The organism is Tepidimonas sp. HKU78, from assembly GCF_049860815.1.
GTDB lineage: Bacteria > Pseudomonadota > Gammaproteobacteria > Burkholderiales > Burkholderiaceae_C > Tepidimonas.
Genome location: NZ_CP187547.1, coordinates 1,501,518 through 1,523,447, shown reverse-complemented (window position 1 = coordinate 1,523,447; position 21,930 = coordinate 1,501,518). Strand labels below are relative to the sequence as shown.

The following is a 21,930-nucleotide window of genomic DNA, read 5'->3' as shown; positions in this document are numbered from 1 at the left end:
GGATGCCCAAGGGTTTGACTTTGAACAAACCTCAGTTCGCGTTCGACAGCTTCCAGACGTAGCCCGTCAGCACGTGGATCTGGTCCGGCGTCAGTAGCGCGTTTTGCGCCGGCATCACGTTGTTGATACCCTTCTCGATCGCGCGGACGATCGCCTCCTCCCCCCAACCGTGCAACCAGATCTGATCGGTCAGGTTGGGCGCGCCGGTGGCATGCATGCCTTTGCCGTCCGCGCCATGGCAGGCCGCGCACGCGCCCCACTTGGCCGCCCCCTGCGAAGCACGAACGCTGTCGTGTGGGCTACCTGAGAGGCTCAACACGTAGTGAGCGAGGTTGCGGACATCCTCAGCCGTGCCGACGGCGGCAGCCATCGGCGGCATGATGCCCTGCCGGCCCTCGACGATTGTCTTGTGGATGTACTCGGGGCTACCGTCACCGCCCAGCCAGTCGGCATCCGTCAGGTTGGGGAAGCCCTTGCTGCCGCGGGCATCCGAACCGTGGCACTGCGCGCAGTAGTTCATGTACAGGCGCTCCCCCACGGCCATGGCCTGCTGGTCTTTGGCCAAGTCCTTCGGGTCCATGCCGCGAAACTTGGCGTACAGCGGCTCCACCGCTGCCAGCGCCTTGTTGCGCTCCACTTCCCACTGACCATGGGACGACCACCCTAGCTGGCCCTGCGACTTGCCGAACATGGGGTACAGCAGTCCATAGGCCAACGCAAACACGACCGTGATGATGAACAGGTACACCCACCACCGCGGCAAGGGGTTGTTCATCTCGCGCAGGTCGCCGTCCCAGACGTGCCCGGTGGTGTTGTCGGCCGCGGCGATCACCCGCGTCTTGCCGCTCGCCCATAGGAAGAAGGCGCACGCCAAGATGCTGACGAGGGTGACCCCGGCCACGAAGAGATGCCAGAAATCGCTGATGAAATCGCTCATGATGATGCTCTCCTGTCAGGGCTCACTCGTCCTGGAACGGCAGCCGTGCCGCTTCCTCGAACCGGGCCCGGTTTTTCTTGGACCAGGCCCATGCCCAGATGCCGACGAAAGTCACGAGGCTCAGCACCGTGACGATGACGCGCAGGTCATTGACGTCCATGGTCGGCCTCCGTCATTGCTGGGTCACGGTGCTGGGCGCATCGGCCTGTGCCGCCTGCGCTGCCTGGGGCTTGGCCAGCTTGTCCCACGAGCGCGCGGTGCCCAATCCCTGCAGGTACGCAATCAGCGCCTCCATTTCGGTCTTACCCTGCACCTCCTCGACCGCCTTGGCGATCTCTTCATCCGTGTAGGGCACGCCCAGCTTGCGCAGCGCCTGCATCTTGGCGGGCAGCGACTCGGCGTCCACCGTGCGGCGCTCCAGCCACGGGTAGGCGGGCATGTTGGACTCGGGCACCAAGTCGCGCGGGTTGATCAGGTGCACCCGGTGCCACTCGTCCGAGTAGCGGCCGCCCACGCGCGCCAGATCCGGACCCGTACGCTTGGAGCCCCACTGGAACGGGTGGTCGTAGACGAACTCACCCGCGACCGAGTACGGGCCATAGCGCAGCGTCTCGGCATGGAACGGACGCACCATCTGCGAATGGCAGACATAGCAACCCTCGCGCACGTAGATGTCGCGCCCGGCCAGTTGCAGCGCCGGGTAGGGCTTGACGCCCTCGATCGGCTTGGTGGTCGAGTGCTGGAAAAACAGCGGGACGATCTCTACCAACCCCCCGACCGATACCACCAGCGTGATGAGGACGATCATGAGGAAATTGTTGGTCTCGATGCGCTCGTGACCGCTGGGCTTGTGGTCTTGTGCAGCCATGGTGTTTCCCTTTCCTCCATCAGTGAGCCGGGGCGGGGATGGCCACGGGCTCGATCTTGCCCTGCGTGGCGGTCTTCCAGACGTTCCACGCCATCACGAACATGCCAGCCAGGTACAGCACGCCACCCAGCAAGCGGATCACATAGAACGGATAGCTGGCCTTGACGGACTCGACGAAGGTGTAGGTCAGCGACCCATCGGGGTTGACGGCACGCCACATCAGGCCCTGCATGACGCCGGCGATCCACATGGCGGCGATGTAGAGCACGATGCCGATGGTGGCGACCCAGAAGTGCAGCTCGATGGCCTTGACGCTGTACATCTGCTTTTGCCCAAACAGGCGCGGAATCAGGTAGTACATCGAGCCCATGGTCACCAAGCCCACCCAGCCCAGGGCACCGGAGTGCACGTGGCCGATGGTCCAGTCGGTGTAGTGGCTCAGGGCGTTGACGGTCTTGATCGACATCATCGGTCCTTCGAACGTGGACATGCCGTAGAACGACAGCGACACGATCAGGAAGCGCAGGATCGGGTCATCACGCAGCTTGTGCCACGCGCCGGACAGCGTCATGATGCCGTTGATCATGCCGCCCCAGGACGGCGCGAGCAGGATGAGCGAGAACACCATGCCCAGCGACTGCGCCCAGTCGGGCAGCGCGGTGTAGTGCAGGTGGTGCGGACCCGCCCACATGTAGGTGAAGATCAACGCCCAGAAGTGCACGATCGACAGCCGGTAGCTGTAGACGGGGCGCTCGGCCTGCTTGGGGATGAAGTAGTACATCATGCCCAGGAAGCCGGCCGTGAGGAAAAAGCCCACGGCGTTGTGGCCGTACCACCACTGCACCATGGCGTCTTGCACCCCGGCGTAGGCGGAATAGGACTTCCAGAAGCTCACCGGGATGGCCGCGCTGTTGACGATGTGCAGCATGGCCACGGCGATGATGAAGGCGCCATAGAACCAGTTGGCCACGTAGATGTGGCGCACCTTACGGGTGCCGATGGTGCCGAAGAAGACCACCGCGAAGGCCACCCAAACGGCTGCGATCAGCAGGTCAATAGGCCATTCGAGTTCCGCGTACTCCTTGCCGCTGGTGATGCCCAGGGGCAGAGTGATCGCGGCCAGCACGATGACCGCCTGCCAGCCCCAGAACGTGAACGAGGCCAACGCCGGCGCGAACAGAGTGGTCTGGCAAGTGCGCTGCACCACATAGTACGCGGTGGCGAACAGGGCACTGCCGCCAAAGGCGAAGATCACCGCGTTGGTGTGCAGCGGTCGCAAGCGGCTGTACGTCAGGTACTCGATGCCGAAGTTGAGCTCGGGCCACGCCAGCTGGGCGGCAATGATGACGCCGACCAGAAAGCCGACGATGCCCCAGACCACGGTCATGATGGCGAACTGCCGCACGACCTTGTCGTTGTAGACCCCTCCGTGGGATCCCGCAGTGGTTGCAGACATAGGAACACTCCTGTTGAGAAAATCTTTCGCGCGCAGTATCCGGGACGAGGCCTTGCGCGCCCTTGACTTAAGTCAATCCTGGCGCAGGATGCGCTCGCCCTCGCGCTCGATGTTGTCGAACTGGCCAGACTGCAGCGCCCACCAGAACACGCCGATGATGAGCAGCACGAGCACGACCGACAGGGGAATGAGCAGGTACAAGATTTCCATGGTGGGGGGCGTCGTCAGACAGGGGTGGGGGTGGGAGCGGCAACGGCGGGGAGGCCGTTGGAGAGTGCCTTGGCCACCATGCGCGACAGCCGCATGGCATTGCCGATGACGAGCAAGGAACTGGCCGCCATCCCCAGGCCTGCCGCCCAAGGAGGCATCCAGCCCACCAAGGCCAACGGCACGCTGATGGCGTTGTAGCCGGCGGCCCAGGCCAGATTTTGGCGCACGATGCGCATCGTCGCGCGCGCCTGCTCGACCACGAACACGACGTCGCTGAGCCGACCACTTTGCACCACGAAATCGGCCCGGGTCTGCGTCAACGGCGCGCCATGCCCCAGCGCAAACGACACGTCGGCGCGGGCGAGCACCGGCCCGTCGTTGAGTCCGTCGCCCACCATCGCCACTCGGTGCCCCCCCGCCTGCCAGCGGGCGACTTGTTCGAGCTTGCGCTCGGGGCTGGCCTCGGCAACCGCGGTGTCGATCCCCAGCGGACGGGCCACGCGCAGCGCCGCCCCGAGCCGGTCACCCGACAGCAAGTGCACCCGCAAACCAAGTGCGCGCAGCCGCTCGATCGCTGCGCGCGCATCGGGGCGCACCCCTTCGTCCAGCACGAACGTCGCCACCCAGCCATGCGCATCGGCCAGATACGCACACGGCATGTCCGCCACGCTGCGCCCGGCCTGAACCAACGCGGCCTCGTCCAACCCGCAGTGCGCGGCCGACCCCAAGCGCCACTCGTGCCCCTCGGTGTCGCGGGCGGTCAACCCGCGCCCTGGGGTTTCCGCCACCTCCAGCAGCGGCGCCGGGCCATCGCCGGTGGCGGTGTCTTCGAACCGCGCCACCAGGGCGCGCGACACCGGGTGCAGCGAAGCGCGGGCCAGCGGCGCGGCCGCGCGCAGGGCACGCTCGACCGTCCAGCCGTCGCGCACGCGCACCTCGCGCACCACCACGCGGTCTTGCGTCAGGGTGCCGGTCTTGTCGAATACCACGGTATCGACGGCGGCCAGCGCCTCGAAGGCTTGCAGGCGCCGCGTCAAGATGCCGCGCCGCGCCAGCGCCCCGGCCGAGGCCAACATGGCAGCTGGCGTGGCCAGCGACAAGGCGCACGGACAGGTGACGATGAGCACCGCCACCGCCGTGGCCACCGCGCGGTGCGGATCGACGCTCCACCACAGCAGGGCCGACAGGGCGGCGGCCAGCAACACCAGCACCAAGAACGGCGCGGCAATGCGATCCGCCAGCCGCGCCAGGCGCGGTTTTTCCGTGCTCGCCTGCTCCATGAGCGAGACGATTTGCGCAAACCGCGTGTCGCGGCCCAGGCGGTCGATGCGCACGCGCACGGTGCCGCCGAGGTTGTAGCTACCGGCAACGACCGCGCCACCCCGGCGGCGCGTGATGGGATGCGACTCGCCAGTCAGCAGCGCCTCGTCCACGGTGGCAGCGTCGCTGAGCACTGTGCCGTCACCCGGAAACGCTTGTCCCGCTTCGACGCGAACCACGTCACCCACCTGCAAACGCTTGAGGGAGACGCGCTCGACCGTGCCGTCGGGGCGCTCCCGTTCGCACTGCTCGGGCAGGCGATTCATGAGCGCGTCGAGCGCGCCGGCCGTGCGGTCGCGCAACTTGAGCTCCAAGTAGCGTCCGCCGAGCAGAAAGAAGACGAACATGGTGAGCGAATCGAACCAGATGTCCTGCCCCCAAGGCCCGGTCGGGTCGAACGTGGCCAAGCTGCTGGCGACGAACGTGACCAAAATGCCGATCGACACCGGCGTGTCCATGCCGATGCGCCCCTGCCGGAGATCGCGCCACGCGCTGGCAAAAAACGGCCCGCTGGCAAACAGCATCACGGGCAAACTGAGCACCCACGACGCCCAGCGCAACAGTTGCACGATGTCGGCGGGAATTTCCCCCGGCGCGGTGACGTACTCCGGCCAGGTGTACATCATCACCTGCATCATGCAAAAACCGGCGACGAAGAGCCGCCACAGGGCCTGGCGGGTTTCCTTCACCCGCTCGCTCACGCCCAGCGCCTGCTGCATCGGCAGCAGCCGGTAGCCGGTGCGGCCGACGGCCTGCGCCAGCTCGGACAAACGGGTACGCGCCGGATCCCAGCGCAGCGTCAGGCGCCGAGTGGCAGCATGGACTTGCGCCTCGAGCACACCGGGGCAGCGCGCCAGGGCAGACTCCACCGTATCGGCGCACGCCGCGCAGTACATGCCTTGCACCATCAGGACCGACTCGTTGACGAAACCGTCGTCGGCCTCGCTTGCCTGGGTGAATGCCTGTTGCTCCAGGGGGTCGTCGAGCACCGCAAAATCGTCGGCCACCACGAGCGGCCCTCGGTGCTCACCGAGTAAATGCGACGTCCCGTCCGCCTGCACAACGGATGCAGGTACATGATCCGCGGAAGGCGCAACTCCAGACATGCGCGGAGCTTACGGAAATGACATCAACCTTGGTTTGATTAGTGTCAAATGACGAATCGGGGTTAACCCCCACCGCGTTCGATTCGCGTCGCTTGGCGCGTCTGCGGTACCACGTCGGTACGGATCAAGCCCTCCAAGCGGGACAGATAGGGGGTGATCGCCCGCGCCGCTTCGGACTCGATCTGGCGGTACAGCTGCAGCACTTCCCTCCCCAGCGGGGTCAGTTGGGCACCGCGCGCTTGCCCTCCCCCCCGGTGCTTGGCGACCAAAGGGCCAACGAAATGCTGGTTCATGGCATGGACCAACGTCCAGGCGCGCTGATAACTCATGTCCAACCGACGTGCGGCTTGGGCGATCGAGCCGCACTCGTCGATCAGCGCGAGCAGCTGCGCCTTGCCAGGTCCGATGGCGATCGCGTGTTTGACCTGAATGCGAAAGCGCGGGCGGTCCGAACCGTCCGCCGCTGCAAGGAGTTGAGATGTCATGGCAGTGCAGCCCCCCATATGCACGTCCGATTTTATGGTTATACTTAGCTGTAGATATCGCCTACAGGAGATATTGGATGAACCACGCTCGCGCCGACGCGTCTGTCGTCCGATGCTCGGGTGCCACGGTTTCCCTCCACCGCCGCGCCTTCGTGCAATGGGCCGCCGCCACGCTGGCCATAGCCTCTCCCGTCGCGGCACGCGCCCAATCGCCCACCGCTTTGACGGTGGCCGCGGCGTCGGATTTGAAGTTCGCGCTCGAGGAGGTGGGTGTGATCTTTGAGCGCCAGACGGGGTACAAAGTGCGGTTGGTGCTGGGGTCTTCGGGCAATTTTTACTCACAGATTCTGCAAGGCGCGCCGTTTCATGTATTCATGTCGGCCGATGAGGGGTTCGTCTTCAAGCTGGCCGATGCGGGCAAAACGCGCGACCGCGGTCGGCTCTACGCCTACGGGCGCATCGGGATCATGGTTCCACACGGCTCGCCGCTCAAAGCCGATGGCAGCCTCAAGGATTTGGGCGCTGCCCTGCGTGATGGCCGGCTCAAAAAATTTGCCATTGCCAACCCGGAGCATGCGCCCTACGGAATGCGGGCGCGCGAAGCGCTGCAGCACGCCGGACTGTGGTCTGAGATCCAGCCGTTTCTCGTGCTGGGTGAAAACATCTCGCAGACGGCGCAGTTTGCCACTTCTGGCAGCACTCAGGGCGGCATCATCGCACTGTCGCTGGCGTTGGCGCCCCAGGTGGCGCGCACCGGGTCTTTCGACCTGATCCCAGCCCAGTGGCATCAGCCGCTGGCGCAACGCATGGCGGTCATCACCGGGGCGCCGCCGCAAGCGGATGCGTTCTACGATTTCATCGCGTCGCCCGCCGCACAGGCAATCATGAAGCGATACGGTTTCGAAATGCCCCGCTGAACGCCAGTTCGGAGGCAGGATGGATTGGCAGGCGTTGACCCTATCGCTGGAGTTGGCGACGGCTACTCTGCTCGTGCTGCTGCCCGTGGGACTGTGGCTGGGTCGTTGGTTGGCGTATCGCCAGTTTGCGGGCAAGGTACTGATCGAAGCGGCCGTGGTGCTGCCCCTGGTTTTGCCACCCACGGTGCTGGGCTACTACCTCTTGGTGGGGTTGGGCGGCGCGTCGCCTATCGGGCGCTGGGCGCAGGAGACATGGGGTGTCGCGCTGACGTTCAATTTTCTAGGGCTGCTCATCGCCTCGATCGTTTTCAATATTCCGTTCATCGTGCAGCCGATACAGCGCGCCTTCGAGTCGATCGATCCGCGGCTGATCGAGGCCGCGCACGTCAGCGGTTTGGGGACGTGGTCGACACTGTGGCGGGTGGAACTTCCGCTGGCGTGGCCGGGTATCCTTTCGGCGTGCATCTTGACGTTCGTGCACACCCTGGGTGAGTTTGGCGTGGTGTTGATGATGGGCGGCAACATCCCGGGCGAGACCAAGACCATCGCGATTGCGATCTACGACCGCGTGCAGGCGTTCGACCTGGAGAATGCCAATCGCATGGCGGGACTGCTCTTTTTGCTCTCCTTGGTGGCCGTGGCGGCCTCTTTCGTGGCCACTGCGCGCTTGACGCGCGCCCGCGGGGAGCGCCAGTCATGAGCGCAGCGTCCGTGTCTCACGATGCGCACGGAGCGTATGCCCTTGCTGCCTCGCAGGCGGCAGCAACGCAAGGCCTGTGGGTCGAGGTACAGCAAGATCGACCGATGCGCGTGCACGCCCGGCTGCACTGCCCGCCCGGCGAGCTGCTGGCCCTGGTGGGGCGCTCGGGTGCGGGCAAGACGTCGCTGCTGCGCATCCTGGCCGGGTTGCTGCGCCCTAGCGAGGGCCACGTGGCCGTGGATGGCCAGGTGTGGTCCGACACGCAGGCTGGCATCCACCTGCCGCCGCAGCAGCGCCGCGTCGGCTTGATGTTTCAGCACTATGCCCTCATGCCGCACCTGAGCGCACTGGACAACGTGGCGCTGGCGCTGTTGCATCTGCCGCGGGCGCAGCGCCTGGCGCAGGCACGGCAGTGGCTGGACCGGGTACAGCTGACGCGCGAGCAGCAGGCGCGCCGCCCCGCAGCCCTGTCCGGGGGGCAACAGCAACGCGTCGCGCTGGCGCGCGCGCTGGCGCGCGCGCCGCGGCTGCTGCTGCTCGACGAGCCGTTTTCCGCCGTGGACCAGATGCTGCGGCAAGACCTCTATCGCACGCTGGCCGACGTGCGCGCCGACCTGCACATCCCCATCGTGCTGGTCACCCACGATTTGCAGGAGGCCCGCCACCTGGCCGACACGCTGGCCGTCATGGATGGCGGCGAGGTGCTGCAACAAGGCAGCCCGGCGCGCCTGTACCGCAGCCCGCGCAACGCCCGCGTGGCCGACCTGCTGGGGGTACAAAACCGCTTTCAGGGCGTGTGGCTGGGCCCGTGCGAGGACCAACCTGGCATGGGCTGGCTGGGCTGGCTGGCCGACGACAGCGACGCCGACGCCCCCGTACGGCGCCTGCGCGTGCCTGACAAGGGCCGGATCCCCGCGGGTCAGCGGGTCAGTTGGATCATCCAGGCCGACGGGCTGCACCTGCTCGATGCGCCGGTCGCCCCTGGCAACCCCAGCGTGCTGTGTGCCCAGGTCGCCGAGCTGCGCTACCTGGGCGACTTGTCGCTGGCGACCCTGACGCTGACCGAGGTGCCGGGCACGCGGCTGCGCCTGACGCTGGCCGGGGCGCAACGCACGGGGCTGAAGCAGGGCCAGCGGTTGTGCGTGCGGCTGGATCCCGATTGGGTGCACGTCATGCCCACGCGGCGCCCCTGAGACGCGGACACGCGCGCTCTGCGCGGCGCTTGACGTGGGTCAAATCGGTGACGGGCGGCGCGGTTACGCTGGCGCTGTCTCAAAAAACGGATGAGGAGTCACCCATGTACCAACGCATTCTGGTAGCCACCGATGGCTCGGAGCTGTCGGACCGTGCCGTCGATCACGCCATCGCCCTGGCCGACCTGACCGGTGCCGAGCTGGTGGCGCTGCGCGTGGTACCGCGCTACCCACAGACCTACTTCGAAGGGGGGGTGGCGCTGGGCACGGCCGAGGTGCGCCAGATCGAAAAGCAATGGGAAGACGAAGCGCGCGCGACGGTGCAGGCGGTCAAGACCCGGGCCCAGCCGCGGCAGGTCAAGGTCAAGCCCCTCACGGTCAAGTCGGACCTGGTCGCCGAAGCCATCATCGCTGCGGCCAAGCGCCACAAATGCGACCTGATCGTGATGGCCTCGCACGGGCGCCGGGGGCTCAAGCGCCTGCTGCTGGGCAGCGAGACGCAACAGGTGTTGACGCACTCCCACACGCCCGTGTTGGTGCTGCGCTGACGGCGCGCGGGGCGCTTCAAGCAGTGAAGGTGTCGCGCCAACGCTCGCGCAGCAGGTTCTTTTGCACCTTGCCCATCGCGTTGCGCGGCAGCTCGTCCACGATCGCGCAGCGCTTGGGGATTTTATAGTTGGCCAGCCGCGTGCGCAGCGCCGCCAGGATCGCCTCCGGGTCGGGCTGGGCGCCGGGGCGGGGAATCACCAACGCGACCCCGACTTCGCCGAAATCGGGGTGCGGCACGCCGATCACCGCGCTCTCGGCCACGCCGGGCAGCTCGTTGATGGCGCCCTCGACCTCGGCCGGGTAGACGTTGTAGCCGCCGCTGATGATCAAATCCTTGCTGCGCCCGACCAGCGTCAGATACCCGCGCGCGTCGACGAAGCCGACGTCGCCGGTGCGAAACCAGCCATCGGCGGTGAACTCGGCACGCGTCTTGTCGGGCAGGCGCCAGTAGCCCTGAAAGACGCTGGGGCCGCGCACCTGCACGCCGCCCACGTCACCCACCGGCAACGGGCGGTCGTCGTCGCCCGCGATGCGCAACGCCACCCCGGGCAGCGGAAAACCCACCGTGCCGGCGCGGCGTTCGGCCTGCCCGCCATAGCGCGGATCCGGCCCATACGGGTTGGAGGTCAGCATAAGGGTCTCGCTCATGCCGTATCGCTCCAGGATAGTGTGGCCGGTGCGCGCCTGCCAGGCGTGGAAGGTCTCGGTCAGCAGCGGGGCCGAGCCGGAGATGAACAGCCGCATGGACGCGCAGCGCTCGGGCGTGAGGTCTGGCTCGGCCAACAAGCGGGTGTAGAGCGTGGGCACGCCCATGAAGACCGTGGCGCGCGGCAACCAGCCCAGCACGGTGCGCGCATCGAACCGGGCCGCCCACAGCATGGGGCTGCCGTTGAGCAGCGCGCCATGCACCGCCACGAACAACCCATGCACGTGAAACGTGGGCAGCACGTGGATGAGCACGTCACCCGCACGCCAGCCCCAATAGTCGTGCAACACCTGAGCATTGGCCAACAGGTTGCCGTGCGTGAGCATGGCGCCCTTGCTGCGCCCCGTGGTGCCGCTGGTGTAGATGATGGAGGCCAGCGCCTGCGCGCCCACCGCCACCGGACCCTGTTCGTCCGACTGGTGCGCCGCGCGCTCCAGCAGCGTGCCACTGCGATCGGCACCCAGCGTGAACACCGCGCGCGCACCGGCCCGGAAGGCGAGCTTGCTGACCCACCCGAAGCGCTCGGGCACGCACACCACGACTGCCGGTTCGGCATCGGCGATGAAGGATTCGACTTCTGCCGGCTGGTAAGCGGTGTTGAGCGGCACGTAGACGTGACCGGCGCGCAGCGTCGCCAAGTACAGCATGAGCGCCTCGACCGACTTGTCGACCTGCGCCACCACACGAGACGCGGGCGGCAAATCGAGGCTGGCCAACAGGTTGGCAATCATGGCGCTGCCCCGGTCGAGGTCGCGCCAGGTGTAGACCAGGCCATCGCCGGTCTCGATGGCCCAGGCATCCCCGTCCGCCGGAAAGGCCGCACGCAGGGCGTCGTACAGATTGGTCATGGTCATGGTCATCGAGCAGCCCGGCGCGCCCAGAACCACAGCGCCACGCCCGCCAGCACCATCGGCAGGCTCAGCCACTGCCCCATGCTCAAGCCCAGCGACAGCAGGCCCAGGTGGGCGTCGGGTTCACGAAAATACTCCGCCGCGAATCGCAGCAGCCCATAGCCCGTCAGAAAGGCCGCCGAGACCTCGCCCAGGCGGCGCGGCTGGCGCGCGTAGAGCCACAGCAGCACGAACAACAACACCCCTTCCAGCACCGCCTGATACAGCTGCGAGGGGTGTCGCGGCAAGGGGCCAGCGCCCGGGAACACCATCGCCCACGGCAGGTCCGGACTGGCCACCCGACCCCAAAGCTCACCGTTGATGAAGTTGCCGATGCGCCCGGCCGCCAGCCCCGTCGGCACGCACGGCGCGATAAAGTCCATGACTTGCAGCCACGGCCGCCCGTGCCGACGCGCCCACAGGGCCAGCGCGATCAGCACCCCGAGCAGCCCACCGTGAAAGCTCATCCCCCCCTGCCAGACGGCAAAAATCTGCAGCGGATCGGCCAAATAGTCGAGCGGCTTGTAGAACAGCACGTAGCCCAGCCGCCCGCCCAGGATCACCCCGAGCACGCCCCAAAACAGCATGTCCTCCACGTCACGCGGCTGCCAGCCCAGGCTGCGGTAGGGTTCGTGCCGCAGGCGCCGCCGCCCCAACCAGACGAACAGCGCAAAACCGACCAGGTACATCAACCCGTACCAGTGCACGGCCAGCGGGCCAATGCGCACCGCCACGGGGTCCCAGCCCGGATGCATCAACATCCCCGGCCTCCTGTCGCGAACGGGTTTGGGCACCGGGGCGGTTCCGCGCTACCATGACGCGCAGACCCGAACCACAACGACCCACAACCAACCTGACGGGAGTCACCATGCCCACCACGATTGCGGACAAGGCGCCACGCGAACGCCGCCGGGACACGGCATTGCGCGACATCTTCGAGGATGCTTACGAACGTTGTCTGCCCTTCCTCGATCCGCAGCGCGGCATTCGGGGGGTTCCCATGGTGCATCAGGCCATCCTGACCCTGCGCGAGCACTACCCCCATTTGGACATGCTGCAAGTGTACGTGCTGGTGCAGGCGCTGCAGCGCACCCACCAGGCGCGTCGGCGCCAGAACCACACCGACGCCGGATGACGGCGGCAGCGGCCGCTCAGTCCAGCCGGCTGAGGTCACGCACCGCTCCCTTGTCGGCCGACATGGCCAGCATCGCGTAGGCCTTGAGTGCGGCCGACACCTTGCGGGCGCGCGGCTGCGCGGGCTTCCAGCCCTTGGCGTCCTGCTCGGCACGCCGGCGGGCCAGCTCTTCGTCGCTGACCAGCAGCTCGATCGAGCGCCCGGTGACGTCGATGCGAATGCGGTCGCCGTCGCGCACCAAGCCGATGGTGCCGCCCGCCGCCGCCTCGGGCGAGACATGCCCAATCGACAGCCCCGAGGTGCCGCCCGAGAAGCGCCCGTCGGTCAGCAAGGCGCACACCTTGCCCAAGCCCTTGGACTTGAGGTAGGACGTCGGGTAGAGCATCTCTTGCATGCCCGGCCCGCCGCGCGGCCCCTCGTAGCGAATCACGACCACGTCCCCCGGGCGGATCTGGTCGCCCAAGATCGCTTCGACCGCCGCATCCTGGCTCTCGAAGACGCGCGCCGGCCCCTCGAAGACGCGCAGCACCGAGGTCGGCACGCTGGTCGTGTAGCGCAGCTGCTCGGCCTCGAACATGCTCTCGTCGATGCCCGCCGTCTTGACGATACAACCATCGACCGCCAGGTTGCCATAGAGCACGGCCAGCCCGCCATCGCGGGAATAGGCGTGCTCGACGCTGCGAATGCAGCCCGAGCGGCGGTCCAAGTCCAGCGACGGCCAACGCGTGTCCTGGCTGAACGGCGTCTGGGTCGGAATACCGGCGGGTCCCGCGCGGTAGAAGGTTTGCACCGCCTCACTGGGCTGACGCATCACGTCCCAGGCGTCGAGGGCGTCTTTGAGCGTGGCGCTGTGTACCGTGGGAACGTCAGTGTGCAGCAAGCCAGCGCGGTCGAGCTCGCCCAGTATGCCCATGATGCCACCGGCGCGGTGCACATCTTCGATGTGGTACTTGTTGGTGTTGGGCGCCACTTTGCACAGGGTGGGCACGCGGCGCGACAGGCGGTCGATGTCAGCCATGGTGAAGGGCACCTGTGCCTCCTGCGCCGCGGCCAGCAGGTGCAGCACGGTATTGGTCGAGCCGCCCATGGCGATGTCGAGCGTCATCGCGTTTTCGAAGGCGCGCAAGGTTGCAATACTGCGCGGCAGCACGCGCTCGTCATTCTGCTCGTAGTAGCGCCGTGCCAGCTCGACGATCAGGCGCCCGGCGCGCCGGAACAGCTGCTCGCGGTCGGCGTGGGTGGCCAGCACCGTGCCATTGCCGGGCAGCGACAGGCCCAGCGCCTCGGTCAGGCAGTTCATCGAGTTAGCGGTGAACATGCCGGAACACGAGCCACAGGTCGGACACGCCGAGCGCTCCACCTCGGCCACCGTGGCATCGTCCACGTCGGGGTTGGCGGCCATGACCATGGCATCGACCAAATCGAGCTTTTTGATCTGCACCGTCTGCTCACCCGGCACGGCCAGGCGCACCTTGCCAGCCTCCATCGGCCCGCCCGAGACGAACACCACCGGAATGTTCAGGCGCAGCGCCGCCATCAGCATGCCGGGCGTGATCTTGTCGCAGTTGGAGATGCACACCAGCGCGTCCGCGCAGTGCGCATTGACCATGTACTCGACGCTGTCGGCGATGAGCTCACGGCTGGGCAGCGAGTACAGCATGCCATCGTGGCCCATGGCGATACCGTCGTCGACCGCAATCGTGTTGAACTCCTTGGCGACCCCGCCGGCCGCCTCGATCTCGCGAGCCACGAGTTGGCCCAAGTCCTTCAGGTGCACGTGCCCCGGCACGAACTGGGTGAACGAATTGGCCACGGCGATGATGGGTTTGTCGAAGTCGCCATCCTTCATGCCGGTGGCGCGCCACAGCGCGCGGGCGCCAGCCATGTTGCGGCCGGCGGTGGTGGTGCGGGAACGGTAGGTGGGCATGGTCACGCTCGGGTTTTGCAGTCAAGCCAAGATAACGCGGCGCTCCATCGTCCGATGGCACAGCCGCTTGGGCCGCATTGTGCCAGCAGCCGTCCTCAACGGCGCGACACGGGGGGCTTGAGCCGGTCGCGCGCCTTGGCCAGCCGCGCCGCTTTGCGCGCCTCTTCCTTTTCCACGGCCTTGCGCTGCGTATAGCCGGACCAGTCGGCCCACCACCACCAAACGGCCGCCAGACCAAAGGGGGCCAGCACCCAGCCCCAGCCCCACTGCGCCACCGGCCCGACCTCGGCCCACTTCAGGGCCAGCAACACCACCCCGACCAGCAACAAGGCCATCGTGCGTCCCTTCGAAAACCCACCGGGTGCGGCCTAGGCTCCGCGTACCGGGTCGTATCGTTTGCAACAAACTGTGACCAAACATTGTGCCCGAGGACCGCCTCATTAGAATGGAAATACCGAAACGCCGATTCCCTCAATCCACAGTGAGGACTGAAACCATGAAACACGCTCTGCTCATTCTGGCGGCAACCGCTGCCATCTCTGGCCCCGCCCTGGCCGACGAGGCCCTGGCCAAGGCCAAAAACTGCATGGCCTGCCACGCGGTGGACAAAAAGCTTGTGGGCCCGGCATACAAAGACATCGCCAAAAAGTACGCCGGCGACGCCAAGGCCGCCGACATGCTGGCCACCAAGATCCAGAAGGGCGGCGCGGGCGTGTGGGGCGCGATCCCCATGCCGGCCAACCCTCAGGTCAGCGACGCCGAGGCCAAAAAGCTGGCCACCTGGGTGTTGGGCCTGAAGTGACGGCAGTGTGCGCGTCGCCGCCGGGGCGGCCACGCGCACCTGATGAAAGGCTTGCCGCACGGCAAGCCTTTTTTCTTGGCGCCCGCCTGGCCCACGCAGGCACCGCGGCCCGCGCCGCGGCGCAGCAGCCGCTGCCGTGGCTCAGTTGGTCTTGGCCAGCTGCTCCAGGATGTGCGGATTTTCCAGCGTCGAGACGTCTTGCGTGATGGCCTCGCCCTTGGCGATGGCGCGCAGCAGGCGCCGCATGATCTTGCCTGAGCGCGTCTTGGGCAGGTTTTCGCCGAAGCGAATGTCCTTCGGCTTGGCGATCGGTCCGATCTCCTTGGCCACCCAGTTGCGCAGCTCGTTGGCGATGGCTTTGGCTTCCTCCCCCTGCGGCAGCGGGCGCTTGAGCACGACGAAAGCGACGATGGCCTCACCGGTGATGTCATCGGGTCGACCGACGACGGCGGCTTCCGCCACCAGGTCGGTCTTGGCCACCAGGGCGGACTCGATCTCCATCGTGCCCATGCGGTGGCCACTGACGTTGAGCACGTCGTCGATGCGGCCGGTGATGCGGAAGTAGCCGCGGTCTTCGGAGCGCACCGCTCCGTCGCCCGCCAGGTAGTAGCCCTTGAGCTCCTCGGGGAAGTAGCTCTTCTTGAAGCGCTCCGGATCACCCCAGATGGTGCGGATCATCGACGGCCAGGGCTTTTTGATGACCAGGATGCCACCCTGTCCGTTGGGCATGTCGTTGCCTTGCTCGTCGACGATTGCCGCGGCGATACCCGGCAGCGGCAGGGTGCACGATCCGGGCACCAACGGCGTGGCGCCCGGCAGCGGGGTAATCATGTGGCCGCCGGTTTCGGTCTGCCAGAAGGTGTCGACGATGGGGCAGCGCTCGCCGCCGACGTGGCGGTAGTACCACATCCAGGCCTCGGGGTTGATCGGCTCGCCCACCGACCCCAGGATGCGCAGCGTCGACAGATTCCAGTTCTTCGGGTGGACCTTTTCGTCGGTGTCGCTGGCCTTGATGAGCGAGCGGATCGCCGTCGGCGCGGTGTAAAAGATGGTGCAGCCGTGCTTTTCGATCATCTGCCAGAAGCGCCCGGCGTTCGGATAGGTGGGCACACCTTCGAACACGATTTGCGTCGCGCCCGCGGCGAGCGGCCCGTAGGCGACGTAGGTGTGGCCGGTGATCCAGCCGATGTCGGCCGTGCACCAGAACACATCGCTGTCCTTAAGGTCGAAGGTCCACAGCATGGTCTGCTTGGCCCAAAGCAAATAGCCGCCGGTGCTGTGCTGCACACCCTTGGGCTTGCCCGTGGAGCCGGAGGTGTAGAGGATGAACAGCGGATGCTCGGCGCCCACCATCTCGGCCGGACATTCGGTGGGCTGGCCCGCAAGCGCGTCGTGCATCCAGACGTCGCGGCCGGGCTCCATGTGGCACGCGGTGGGCGTGCGCTGAAACACCACCACCTGGCGCACGGTCTCGCAGCCGCCAAGGGCGATGGCTTCATCCACGATGGCCTTGAGCGGCAGCTCCTTGCCGCCGCGCATCTGATAGTTGGCGGTGATCACGGCGACCGCGCCCGCGTCCTGGATGCGGTCTTTGAGCGCGCCGGCCGAAAAACCGCCGAACACCACGCTATGGGTGGCGCCAATGCGCGCACAGGCCTGCATCGCCACCACGCCCTCGATCGTCATCGGCATGTAGATGACCACGCGGTCGCCCTTGCGCACGCCCATGGCCTTGAGCGCGTTGGCAAACTGGCTCACGCGCGCCAGCAGTTCTTTGTACGTGATGCGCGTGACCGCGCCATCGTCGGCCTCGAAGATGATGGCGGTTTTATTTTCGACGGGGGTGCCGATGTGGCGGTCCAGGCAGTTGACCGAGGCGTTGAGCTCGCCGTCCTGGAACCACCGGTAGAAGGGCTTGTTGGACTGATCGAGCACCTGGGTGAACGGTTTGTGCCAGACCAGCAACTCGCGCGCGCGCCGGGCCCAAAATCCTTCGTAGTCGGCCTCGGCCTCGGCGCACAGCGCGTGGTACGCCTCCATGCCCGAGACACGGGCCTGCGCGACCAGCTCAGGGTTGGGTTCGAAGACGCGGTTTTCCACCAGCATCGAGGCAATGGCGGCGGTCGATTCAGCCATGTCGGGGTCTCCTCAGGGACGTTGGGATGCAAAAAACGACAGCCTAAGACTGTGCAGCGGGTCTCTGACGAGGCCCTTACGCACGGCACGCCGACCGCCGTGGGGCCCCGCCGAATGTGCCCCGCCACTACAATTGGCCCGCCCAATCCGTCACCGAGCGTGTCATGACTCAGATCCACAAGCCGATTCCGCCCTTGCCGAAATTGATCTTCGCGAGCCGTTGGCTGCAGTTGCCACTCTACATCGGGTTGATCGTGGCGCAAATGGTGTACGTCTACCACTTCTGGGTGGAGCTGGTGCACTTGATCGAAGCGGCATTCGGCAACCAGCAGGCACTGGACAAACTGGTGCGCTCCATCGGCTACGTGGCCGAAACCCAGCTCGACGGTCTCAACGAGACCATCATCATGCTGGTGGTGCTGGCGCTCATCGACGTGGTCATGATCAGCAACCTGCTCATCATGGTCATCGTCGGCGGCTACGAAACCTTCGTCAGCCGCCTGCGACTGGAGGGCCACCCGGATCAGCCCGAGTGGCTCAACCACGTCAACGCCGGGGTGCTCAAGGTCAAGCTGGCCACCGCCATCATCGGCATCAGCTCGATCCACTTGCTCAAAACCTTCATCAACGCCGCCAACTACACCGACAAGGTGCTGCTGTGGCAGACGGTGATCCATGCCGTCTTCTTGCTCAGCGCCCTGGCCATCGCCCTGACCGAAAAGCTCATCCACCAAACCACGGACGGCGAGGCGCATTGACACGACTGGTGTCAGTAAACACCGACCGCCCCCAGGAGTCCCCCATGACTGCCATTCGCCAGGAAGACCTGATCCAATCGATCGCCGACGCCTTTCAGTACATCAGCTACTATCATCCGCTGGACTACATCCGGGCGCTGGGCCAGGCGTACGAGCGCGAGCAGTCGCCCGCAGCCAAGGATGCCATCGCGCAAATCCTGACCAACTCGCGCCTGAGCGCCGAGGGGCATCGGCCCATTTGCCAGGACACGGGCATCGCGGTCGTGTTCTTGAAGGTGGGTATGAACGTCACCTGGCCCGACGCGACGATGAGCGTGCAACAGATGGTCGACGAAGGCGTTCGCCGCGCGTATCTGAACCCGGACAACCCGCTGCGCGCCTCGGTGCTGGCCGACCCGGCGGGCGCGCGCAAGAACACGCGCGACAACACCCCCGCCGTCGTGCACTTCGAGATCGTGCCCGGTGACGGCGTCGAGGTGATCTGCGCTGCCAAAGGCGGCGGCTCGGAAAACAAGTCCAAGATGGTGATGCTCAACCCGTCAGACTCCATCGTGGATTGGGTGCTCAAGACCGTGCCGACCATGGGCGCGGGCTGGTGCCCGCCGGGCATTTTGGGCATCGGCATCGGCGGCACGCCAGAGAAAGCCATGCTGCTGGCCAAAGAAGCGCTCATGGCGCCGGTGGACATCCATACGCTCATCGACAAGCAGCGCAGTGGCGCGGCGCTCACGCGCGTGGAGCAGCTGCGGCTGGAGCTATACGAAAAGGTCAACGCGCTGGGCATTGGCGCGCAGGGGCTGGGGGGGCTGACGACGGTGCTGGACGTCAAGATCCTGGACTACCCGACACACGCGGCGTCGCTGCCGGTGGCCATGATCCCCAACTGCGCCGCGACGCGCCATGTTCACTTCCACTTGGATGGGAGCGGCCCGGCGCGGCTGGAGCCGCCGCGGCTGGAGGATTGGCCGGCCGTCACCTGGACGCCGGACACGCAAAGCGCCACGCGCGTCAACCTCGACACCCTGACCAAGGAAGAAGTCGCGTCGTGGAAAGTGGGCCAGAAATTGCTGCTCAACGGCAAGATGCTGACCGGCCGCGACGCGGCGCACAAGCGCATCGCCGACTTGCTGGCGCGCGGGGAGCCGCTGCCCGTCGACTTTACCAACCGCGTCATCTACTACGTGGGCCCGGTGGACCCGGTGCGCGACGAGGTGGTCGGCCCCGCTGGCCCCACGACCGCCACGCGCATGGACAAGTTCACGCGCATGATGCTGGAAAAGACCGGGTTGATCGCGATGATCGGCAAGTCCGAACGCGGCCCGGTCGCCATTGAGGCCATTCGAGACAACCGCTCGGCCTACCTGATGGCGGTGGGCGGCGCCGCGTACCTGGTGGCCAAAGCCATCCGCTCGGCGCGCGTGGTCGCGTTCGAAGACCTGGGCATGGAGGCCATCTACGAATTCGAGGTGCGCGACATGCCGGTGACGGTGGCGGTGGACGCGACCGGCACCAGCGTGCACGAAACCGGCCCCGCTGAGTGGCGCGAGCGCATCGCGCGCGGCGAATTCAAAGGCATTGCGGTCACGGCCGCTTGACGGTAGGGCGCCCGGTACTGCTGTACCCCAGTCGCGAGCCGGGTGTCGCGGCTAGGTACCGCTGCAGTTCAGTGCAAGTGGCGCGGCTTGCGCGGCCCGCCGTGGCCGCCGCTCGGTCCCGCGCCGCGCGGCGGGCGGCCGAGTTGCAGCGAGTTGACCATCGCGTCGAACCGGTTGGCAAACAGCTGGTCGATCGCCTCGACCACGCCGCCCAGCTCGGAAGCGTCGAAGTGGCGCTCCATCAGCTGCACCACGTCTTGCACCAACAAGTCGCGCTGCACCTGCATGATGGCCGCGGGCGTCGGCCCCACGAAGCACATGACAAAGTCGTCGCGCGCCTGCGCGTCCTCGGGGGCCTCGTCTTCGTCGAACTCGAGGTCGTAGAACGACACCTCGATGGCCGCACCGGCGGCCGCGATGTCGTTGAGGCCCATGCAGGCCTCTTCGATGGCGAGTCGAAAATCCTCGTCGCCCTCGATGGTCCAGCACATCTGCAGGACGTGCGCCTGCGGATCGAAGCGGATGCCGGGCTCTTCCTCGTAGGCGCTGGCGGCAGCGTCGACGAGCGAGCGCGCACCGACATAGCTCCACAACGGGCGCAGCGCCTCCTGGATGTGGGTGTAGTCCACGTCGTCGCGCAGCGGGACGTCGCCGTGGACGTGGATCTCGAACGGAGGGTTGTCTTGGCTCATGGTCGCGACCCGACTCAAAACGCGCATTGTACGACCTGGGCCATCGGTAGAATCTGGCCCGCACCTACTCTTGCGGCGAGTGTGATGGAATCGGTAGACATACAGGACTTAAAATCCTGAGGCGCAAGCCGTGCGGGTTCGAGTCCCGCCACTCGCACCAAACTGCGCCCCATGCGCGGCCGACAACGCACCGCTCAGCGCCGCTGCCAGACCGCAGCAAAAAAACCGTCCGTCCCGTGGCGGTGCGGCCACAGGCGCAGATACCTCCCCTGCACCAACCCATCCGGGGCGTTGACACGCGCTTGCGCGAGCAGCGGCGCAGCCTCGAGCGGCACGAAGTCCCCCGCCGCGGCACGCTCGAACGCCTCGGCCAGGGCTTCGTTTTCCTCTGGCAACAGGCTACAGGTGGCGTACACCAGCCGCCCACCGGGGCGCACCAGCCGCGCCGCCGCTGCCAGGATGCGCTGCTGCAGCGCGGCGAACTCGCTCACCGCGGCCGGGGTGTGACGCCACAACAGTTCCGGGTGGCGACGCACGGTGCCCAGCCCGCTGCAAGGCGCGTCCACCAGCACGCGGTCGATTTTGCCCGCCAGCCGCAGCAGCCGCTCGTCGTGCTCGTGCGCCAACGCCATCGTGTGCACTTGGGTCAGGCCCGCGCGGCGGGCGCGCTCGGGCAGCGCTTGCAAGCGCGCGGCCACGGTGTCGAAGGCGTAGAGCCGCCCGGTGTCGCGCATGTCGGCGCCCATCGCCAACGTTTTGCCGCCGCCGCCCGCGCAAAAATCGACCACCGTCTCGCCTCGGCGCGCGCCCACCAGCGCGGCGATCAGTTGGGAGCCCTCGTCTTGCACCTCGACGGCGCCACGCGCGTACGCATCCAAGCGCTGCAGCGGCGCGCGCAGGGGCAGGCGGATGCCCCAGGGCGCGTGCGGGGTGGGCTCGGCGGGCAGGCCGGCCGCTCGCAGCTCGTCCAGCACGGCCGCGCGCTTGGCGCACAAGGCGTTGACGCGCAAGTCCAGTGGGGCGCTCTGGCGCAACGCCGCCGCCAGCGCCTCCCGCTCATCCCCCACCACCTCGTGCAGGCGTTGCAGCAGCCACGGCGGCAGGCCGAGGCGGACCGACTCGGGCGCCGACGCCAGATCGACGCCCGCCACCTGCTGCTGCCACTGCTGCACGTCCGCGGCCGCATGCGCGTCAGCCTCGGCCAGCGCAGGCAGCGCCGCCGACGGCCAGGCGAGCCGGACGATGTCCTCGCACCAGCCGGGCTGTTGGCGCCATTGGGCGACGTCCAGCGGCGTCGCCGCCCGCCCGCGCACGTGGGCGGCCAGCCAATGCCAGCGCGGCAAGTCACGCAGCGCGGCAAAGAGCGCGTCGGCCACGGCCGTGCGCAGGCGTGCGCCCAGCCGCGACGGCCCGCGCATGGCGTGGGCCAGCAAGGCGTCGGGCGGCTGCTGAAACTGCAGCGTTTGCTGCAACAGGTGCGCGGCCAGCGCCAGGGGCGAGGCCGAGACCGGCGGGCGTGCCGATGGGCGAGACGATCGCGACATGGCC

General features: G+C 66.9%; 22 protein-coding genes and 1 tRNA gene. 9 read left to right on the top strand and 14 right to left on the bottom strand.

Annotation, left to right across the window (positions count from 1 at the left end; genetic code table 11):
* Positions 1-31: 31 nt before the first annotated feature.
* From ccoP to ACPYIS_RS07635, 7 genes are all read right to left on the bottom strand, one after another.
* Positions 32-937, bottom strand: coding sequence for a cytochrome-c oxidase, cbb3-type subunit III (gene ccoP / locus ACPYIS_RS07665; RefSeq protein ID WP_424894782.1), 906 nt, complete (start codon positions 935-937; stop codon positions 32-34).
* 22 nt (positions 938-959) lie between these two features.
* Positions 960-1,097, bottom strand: a complete 138-nt coding sequence (locus tag ACPYIS_RS07660) for a cbb3-type cytochrome oxidase subunit 3 (RefSeq protein ID WP_299018954.1) — start codon at positions 1,095-1,097, stop codon at positions 960-962.
* Positions 1,098-1,109: 12 nt separating this feature from the next.
* On the bottom strand, positions 1,110-1,805 hold the full coding sequence (gene ccoO, locus ACPYIS_RS07655; protein WP_299018952.1) for a cytochrome-c oxidase, cbb3-type subunit II: 696 nt from the start codon (positions 1,803-1,805) through the stop codon (positions 1,110-1,112).
* Positions 1,806-1,824: 19 nt separating this feature from the next.
* Positions 1,825-3,261 carry a cytochrome-c oxidase, cbb3-type subunit I gene (gene ccoN, locus ACPYIS_RS07650; RefSeq protein WP_299018950.1) on the bottom strand — a complete coding sequence of 479 codons (1,437 nt, stop codon included), beginning with the start codon at positions 3,259-3,261 and terminating at the stop codon, positions 1,825-1,827.
* A 72-nt stretch (positions 3,262-3,333) separates the two neighbouring features.
* Positions 3,334-3,471: a cbb3-type cytochrome oxidase assembly protein CcoS gene (gene ccoS, locus ACPYIS_RS07645; RefSeq protein ID WP_299018948.1), complete on the bottom strand. Its 138-nt coding sequence runs from the start codon at positions 3,469-3,471 to the stop codon at positions 3,334-3,336.
* Between the two features lie 14 nt (positions 3,472-3,485).
* Entirely contained in the window at positions 3,486-5,897 is a 2,412-nt protein-coding gene (locus tag ACPYIS_RS07640; RefSeq protein ID WP_425973458.1) for a heavy metal translocating P-type ATPase, read from the bottom strand.
* A gap of 62 nt (positions 5,898-5,959) precedes the next feature.
* Positions 5,960-6,382 carry a winged helix-turn-helix domain-containing protein gene (locus ACPYIS_RS07635; RefSeq protein ID WP_299018943.1) on the bottom strand — a complete coding sequence of 141 codons (423 nt, stop codon included), beginning with the start codon at positions 6,380-6,382 and terminating at the stop codon, positions 5,960-5,962.
* Positions 6,383-6,459: 77 nt separating this feature from the next.
* Between ACPYIS_RS07635 and modA the strand changes: the two genes are divergently transcribed.
* The 4 genes from modA (at position 6,460) to ACPYIS_RS07615 (ending at position 9,740) form a co-directional block, all read left to right on the top strand.
* Positions 6,460-7,299, top strand: coding sequence for a molybdate ABC transporter substrate-binding protein (gene modA / locus ACPYIS_RS07630; RefSeq protein WP_299018941.1), 840 nt, complete (start codon positions 6,460-6,462; stop codon positions 7,297-7,299).
* Between the two features lie 19 nt (positions 7,300-7,318).
* On the top strand, positions 7,319-7,999 hold the full coding sequence (gene modB, locus ACPYIS_RS07625; RefSeq protein WP_299018939.1) for a molybdate ABC transporter permease subunit: 681 nt from the start codon (positions 7,319-7,321) through the stop codon (positions 7,997-7,999).
* The gene (locus ACPYIS_RS07620) at positions 7,996-9,192 is read left to right on the top strand and encodes an ABC transporter ATP-binding protein (RefSeq protein ID WP_424859641.1); all 1,197 of its coding nucleotides are present in this window, start codon (positions 7,996-7,998) and stop codon (positions 9,190-9,192) included. Before modB ends, ACPYIS_RS07620 begins: the two co-directional genes overlap by 4 nt.
* 104 nt (positions 9,193-9,296) lie before the next feature.
* Complete coding sequence (locus ACPYIS_RS07615; protein ID WP_299018935.1) at positions 9,297-9,740, top strand: universal stress protein; 444 nt, start codon at positions 9,297-9,299, stop codon at positions 9,738-9,740.
* 16 nt (positions 9,741-9,756) lie between these two features.
* Here ACPYIS_RS07615 and ACPYIS_RS07610 read toward each other — a convergent pair whose 3' ends face one another.
* Both ACPYIS_RS07610 and lgt read right to left on the bottom strand, forming a co-directional pair.
* Positions 9,757-11,301: a malonate--CoA ligase gene (locus tag ACPYIS_RS07610; RefSeq protein WP_424894784.1), complete on the bottom strand. Its 1,545-nt coding sequence runs from the start codon at positions 11,299-11,301 to the stop codon at positions 9,757-9,759.
* Positions 11,302-11,303: 2 nt separating this feature from the next.
* Complete coding sequence (gene lgt / locus ACPYIS_RS07605) at positions 11,304-12,098, bottom strand: prolipoprotein diacylglyceryl transferase (protein WP_424894785.1); 795 nt, start codon at positions 12,096-12,098, stop codon at positions 11,304-11,306.
* A 107-nt stretch (positions 12,099-12,205) separates the two neighbouring features.
* Between lgt and ACPYIS_RS07600 the strand changes: the two genes are divergently transcribed.
* Positions 12,206-12,472 (top strand): hypothetical protein, encoded by a 267-nt coding sequence (locus ACPYIS_RS07600; RefSeq protein ID WP_299018929.1) that lies wholly within the window; start codon positions 12,206-12,208, stop codon positions 12,470-12,472.
* Positions 12,473-12,488: 16 nt separating this feature from the next.
* On the opposite strand, the gene ilvD is transcribed toward ACPYIS_RS07600, so the two are convergent.
* Positions 12,489-14,399, bottom strand: coding sequence for a dihydroxy-acid dehydratase (gene ilvD / locus ACPYIS_RS07595; protein ID WP_424894786.1), 1,911 nt, complete (start codon positions 14,397-14,399; stop codon positions 12,489-12,491).
* A gap of 95 nt (positions 14,400-14,494) precedes the next feature.
* Positions 14,495-14,734 carry a TIGR04438 family Trp-rich protein gene (locus tag ACPYIS_RS07590; RefSeq protein ID WP_299018925.1) on the bottom strand — a complete coding sequence of 80 codons (240 nt, stop codon included), beginning with the start codon at positions 14,732-14,734 and terminating at the stop codon, positions 14,495-14,497.
* A gap of 161 nt (positions 14,735-14,895) precedes the next feature.
* Here ACPYIS_RS07590 and ACPYIS_RS07585 point away from each other — a divergent pair, with 161 nt between their 5' ends.
* Positions 14,896-15,201 carry a c-type cytochrome gene (locus tag ACPYIS_RS07585; RefSeq protein ID WP_299018923.1) on the top strand — a complete coding sequence of 102 codons (306 nt, stop codon included), beginning with the start codon at positions 14,896-14,898 and terminating at the stop codon, positions 15,199-15,201.
* A gap of 141 nt (positions 15,202-15,342) precedes the next feature.
* Here the strand turns inward: ACPYIS_RS07585 and acs are convergent, their stop codons facing one another.
* Positions 15,343-17,337, bottom strand: a complete 1,995-nt coding sequence (acs, locus tag ACPYIS_RS07580) for an acetate--CoA ligase (RefSeq protein WP_425973457.1) — start codon at positions 17,335-17,337, stop codon at positions 15,343-15,345.
* A 164-nt stretch (positions 17,338-17,501) separates the two neighbouring features.
* Between acs and ACPYIS_RS07575 the strand changes: the two genes are divergently transcribed.
* Both ACPYIS_RS07575 and ACPYIS_RS07570 read left to right on the top strand, forming a co-directional pair.
* Positions 17,502-18,095 carry a TIGR00645 family protein gene (locus ACPYIS_RS07575; RefSeq protein WP_299019692.1) on the top strand — a complete coding sequence of 198 codons (594 nt, stop codon included), beginning with the start codon at positions 17,502-17,504 and terminating at the stop codon, positions 18,093-18,095.
* Between the two features lie 44 nt (positions 18,096-18,139).
* Positions 18,140-19,690 carry a fumarate hydratase gene (locus ACPYIS_RS07570; RefSeq protein WP_424894787.1) on the top strand — a complete coding sequence of 517 codons (1,551 nt, stop codon included), beginning with the start codon at positions 18,140-18,142 and terminating at the stop codon, positions 19,688-19,690.
* Between the two features lie 68 nt (positions 19,691-19,758).
* Here the strand turns inward: ACPYIS_RS07570 and ACPYIS_RS07565 are convergent, their stop codons facing one another.
* The gene (locus tag ACPYIS_RS07565; RefSeq protein ID WP_424859645.1) at positions 19,759-20,382 is read right to left on the bottom strand and encodes a DUF6806 family protein; all 624 of its coding nucleotides are present in this window, start codon (positions 20,380-20,382) and stop codon (positions 19,759-19,761) included.
* Between the two features lie 75 nt (positions 20,383-20,457).
* Between ACPYIS_RS07565 and ACPYIS_RS07560 the strand changes: the two genes are divergently transcribed.
* Positions 20,458-20,542 (top strand) — tRNA-Leu (locus ACPYIS_RS07560).
* Between the two features lie 34 nt (positions 20,543-20,576).
* Here the strand turns inward: ACPYIS_RS07560 and ACPYIS_RS07555 are convergent.
* Positions 20,577-21,926, bottom strand: a complete 1,350-nt coding sequence (locus ACPYIS_RS07555; protein WP_424894788.1) for an RsmB/NOP family class I SAM-dependent RNA methyltransferase — start codon at positions 21,924-21,926, stop codon at positions 20,577-20,579.
* Positions 21,927-21,930 lie beyond the last annotated feature (4 nt).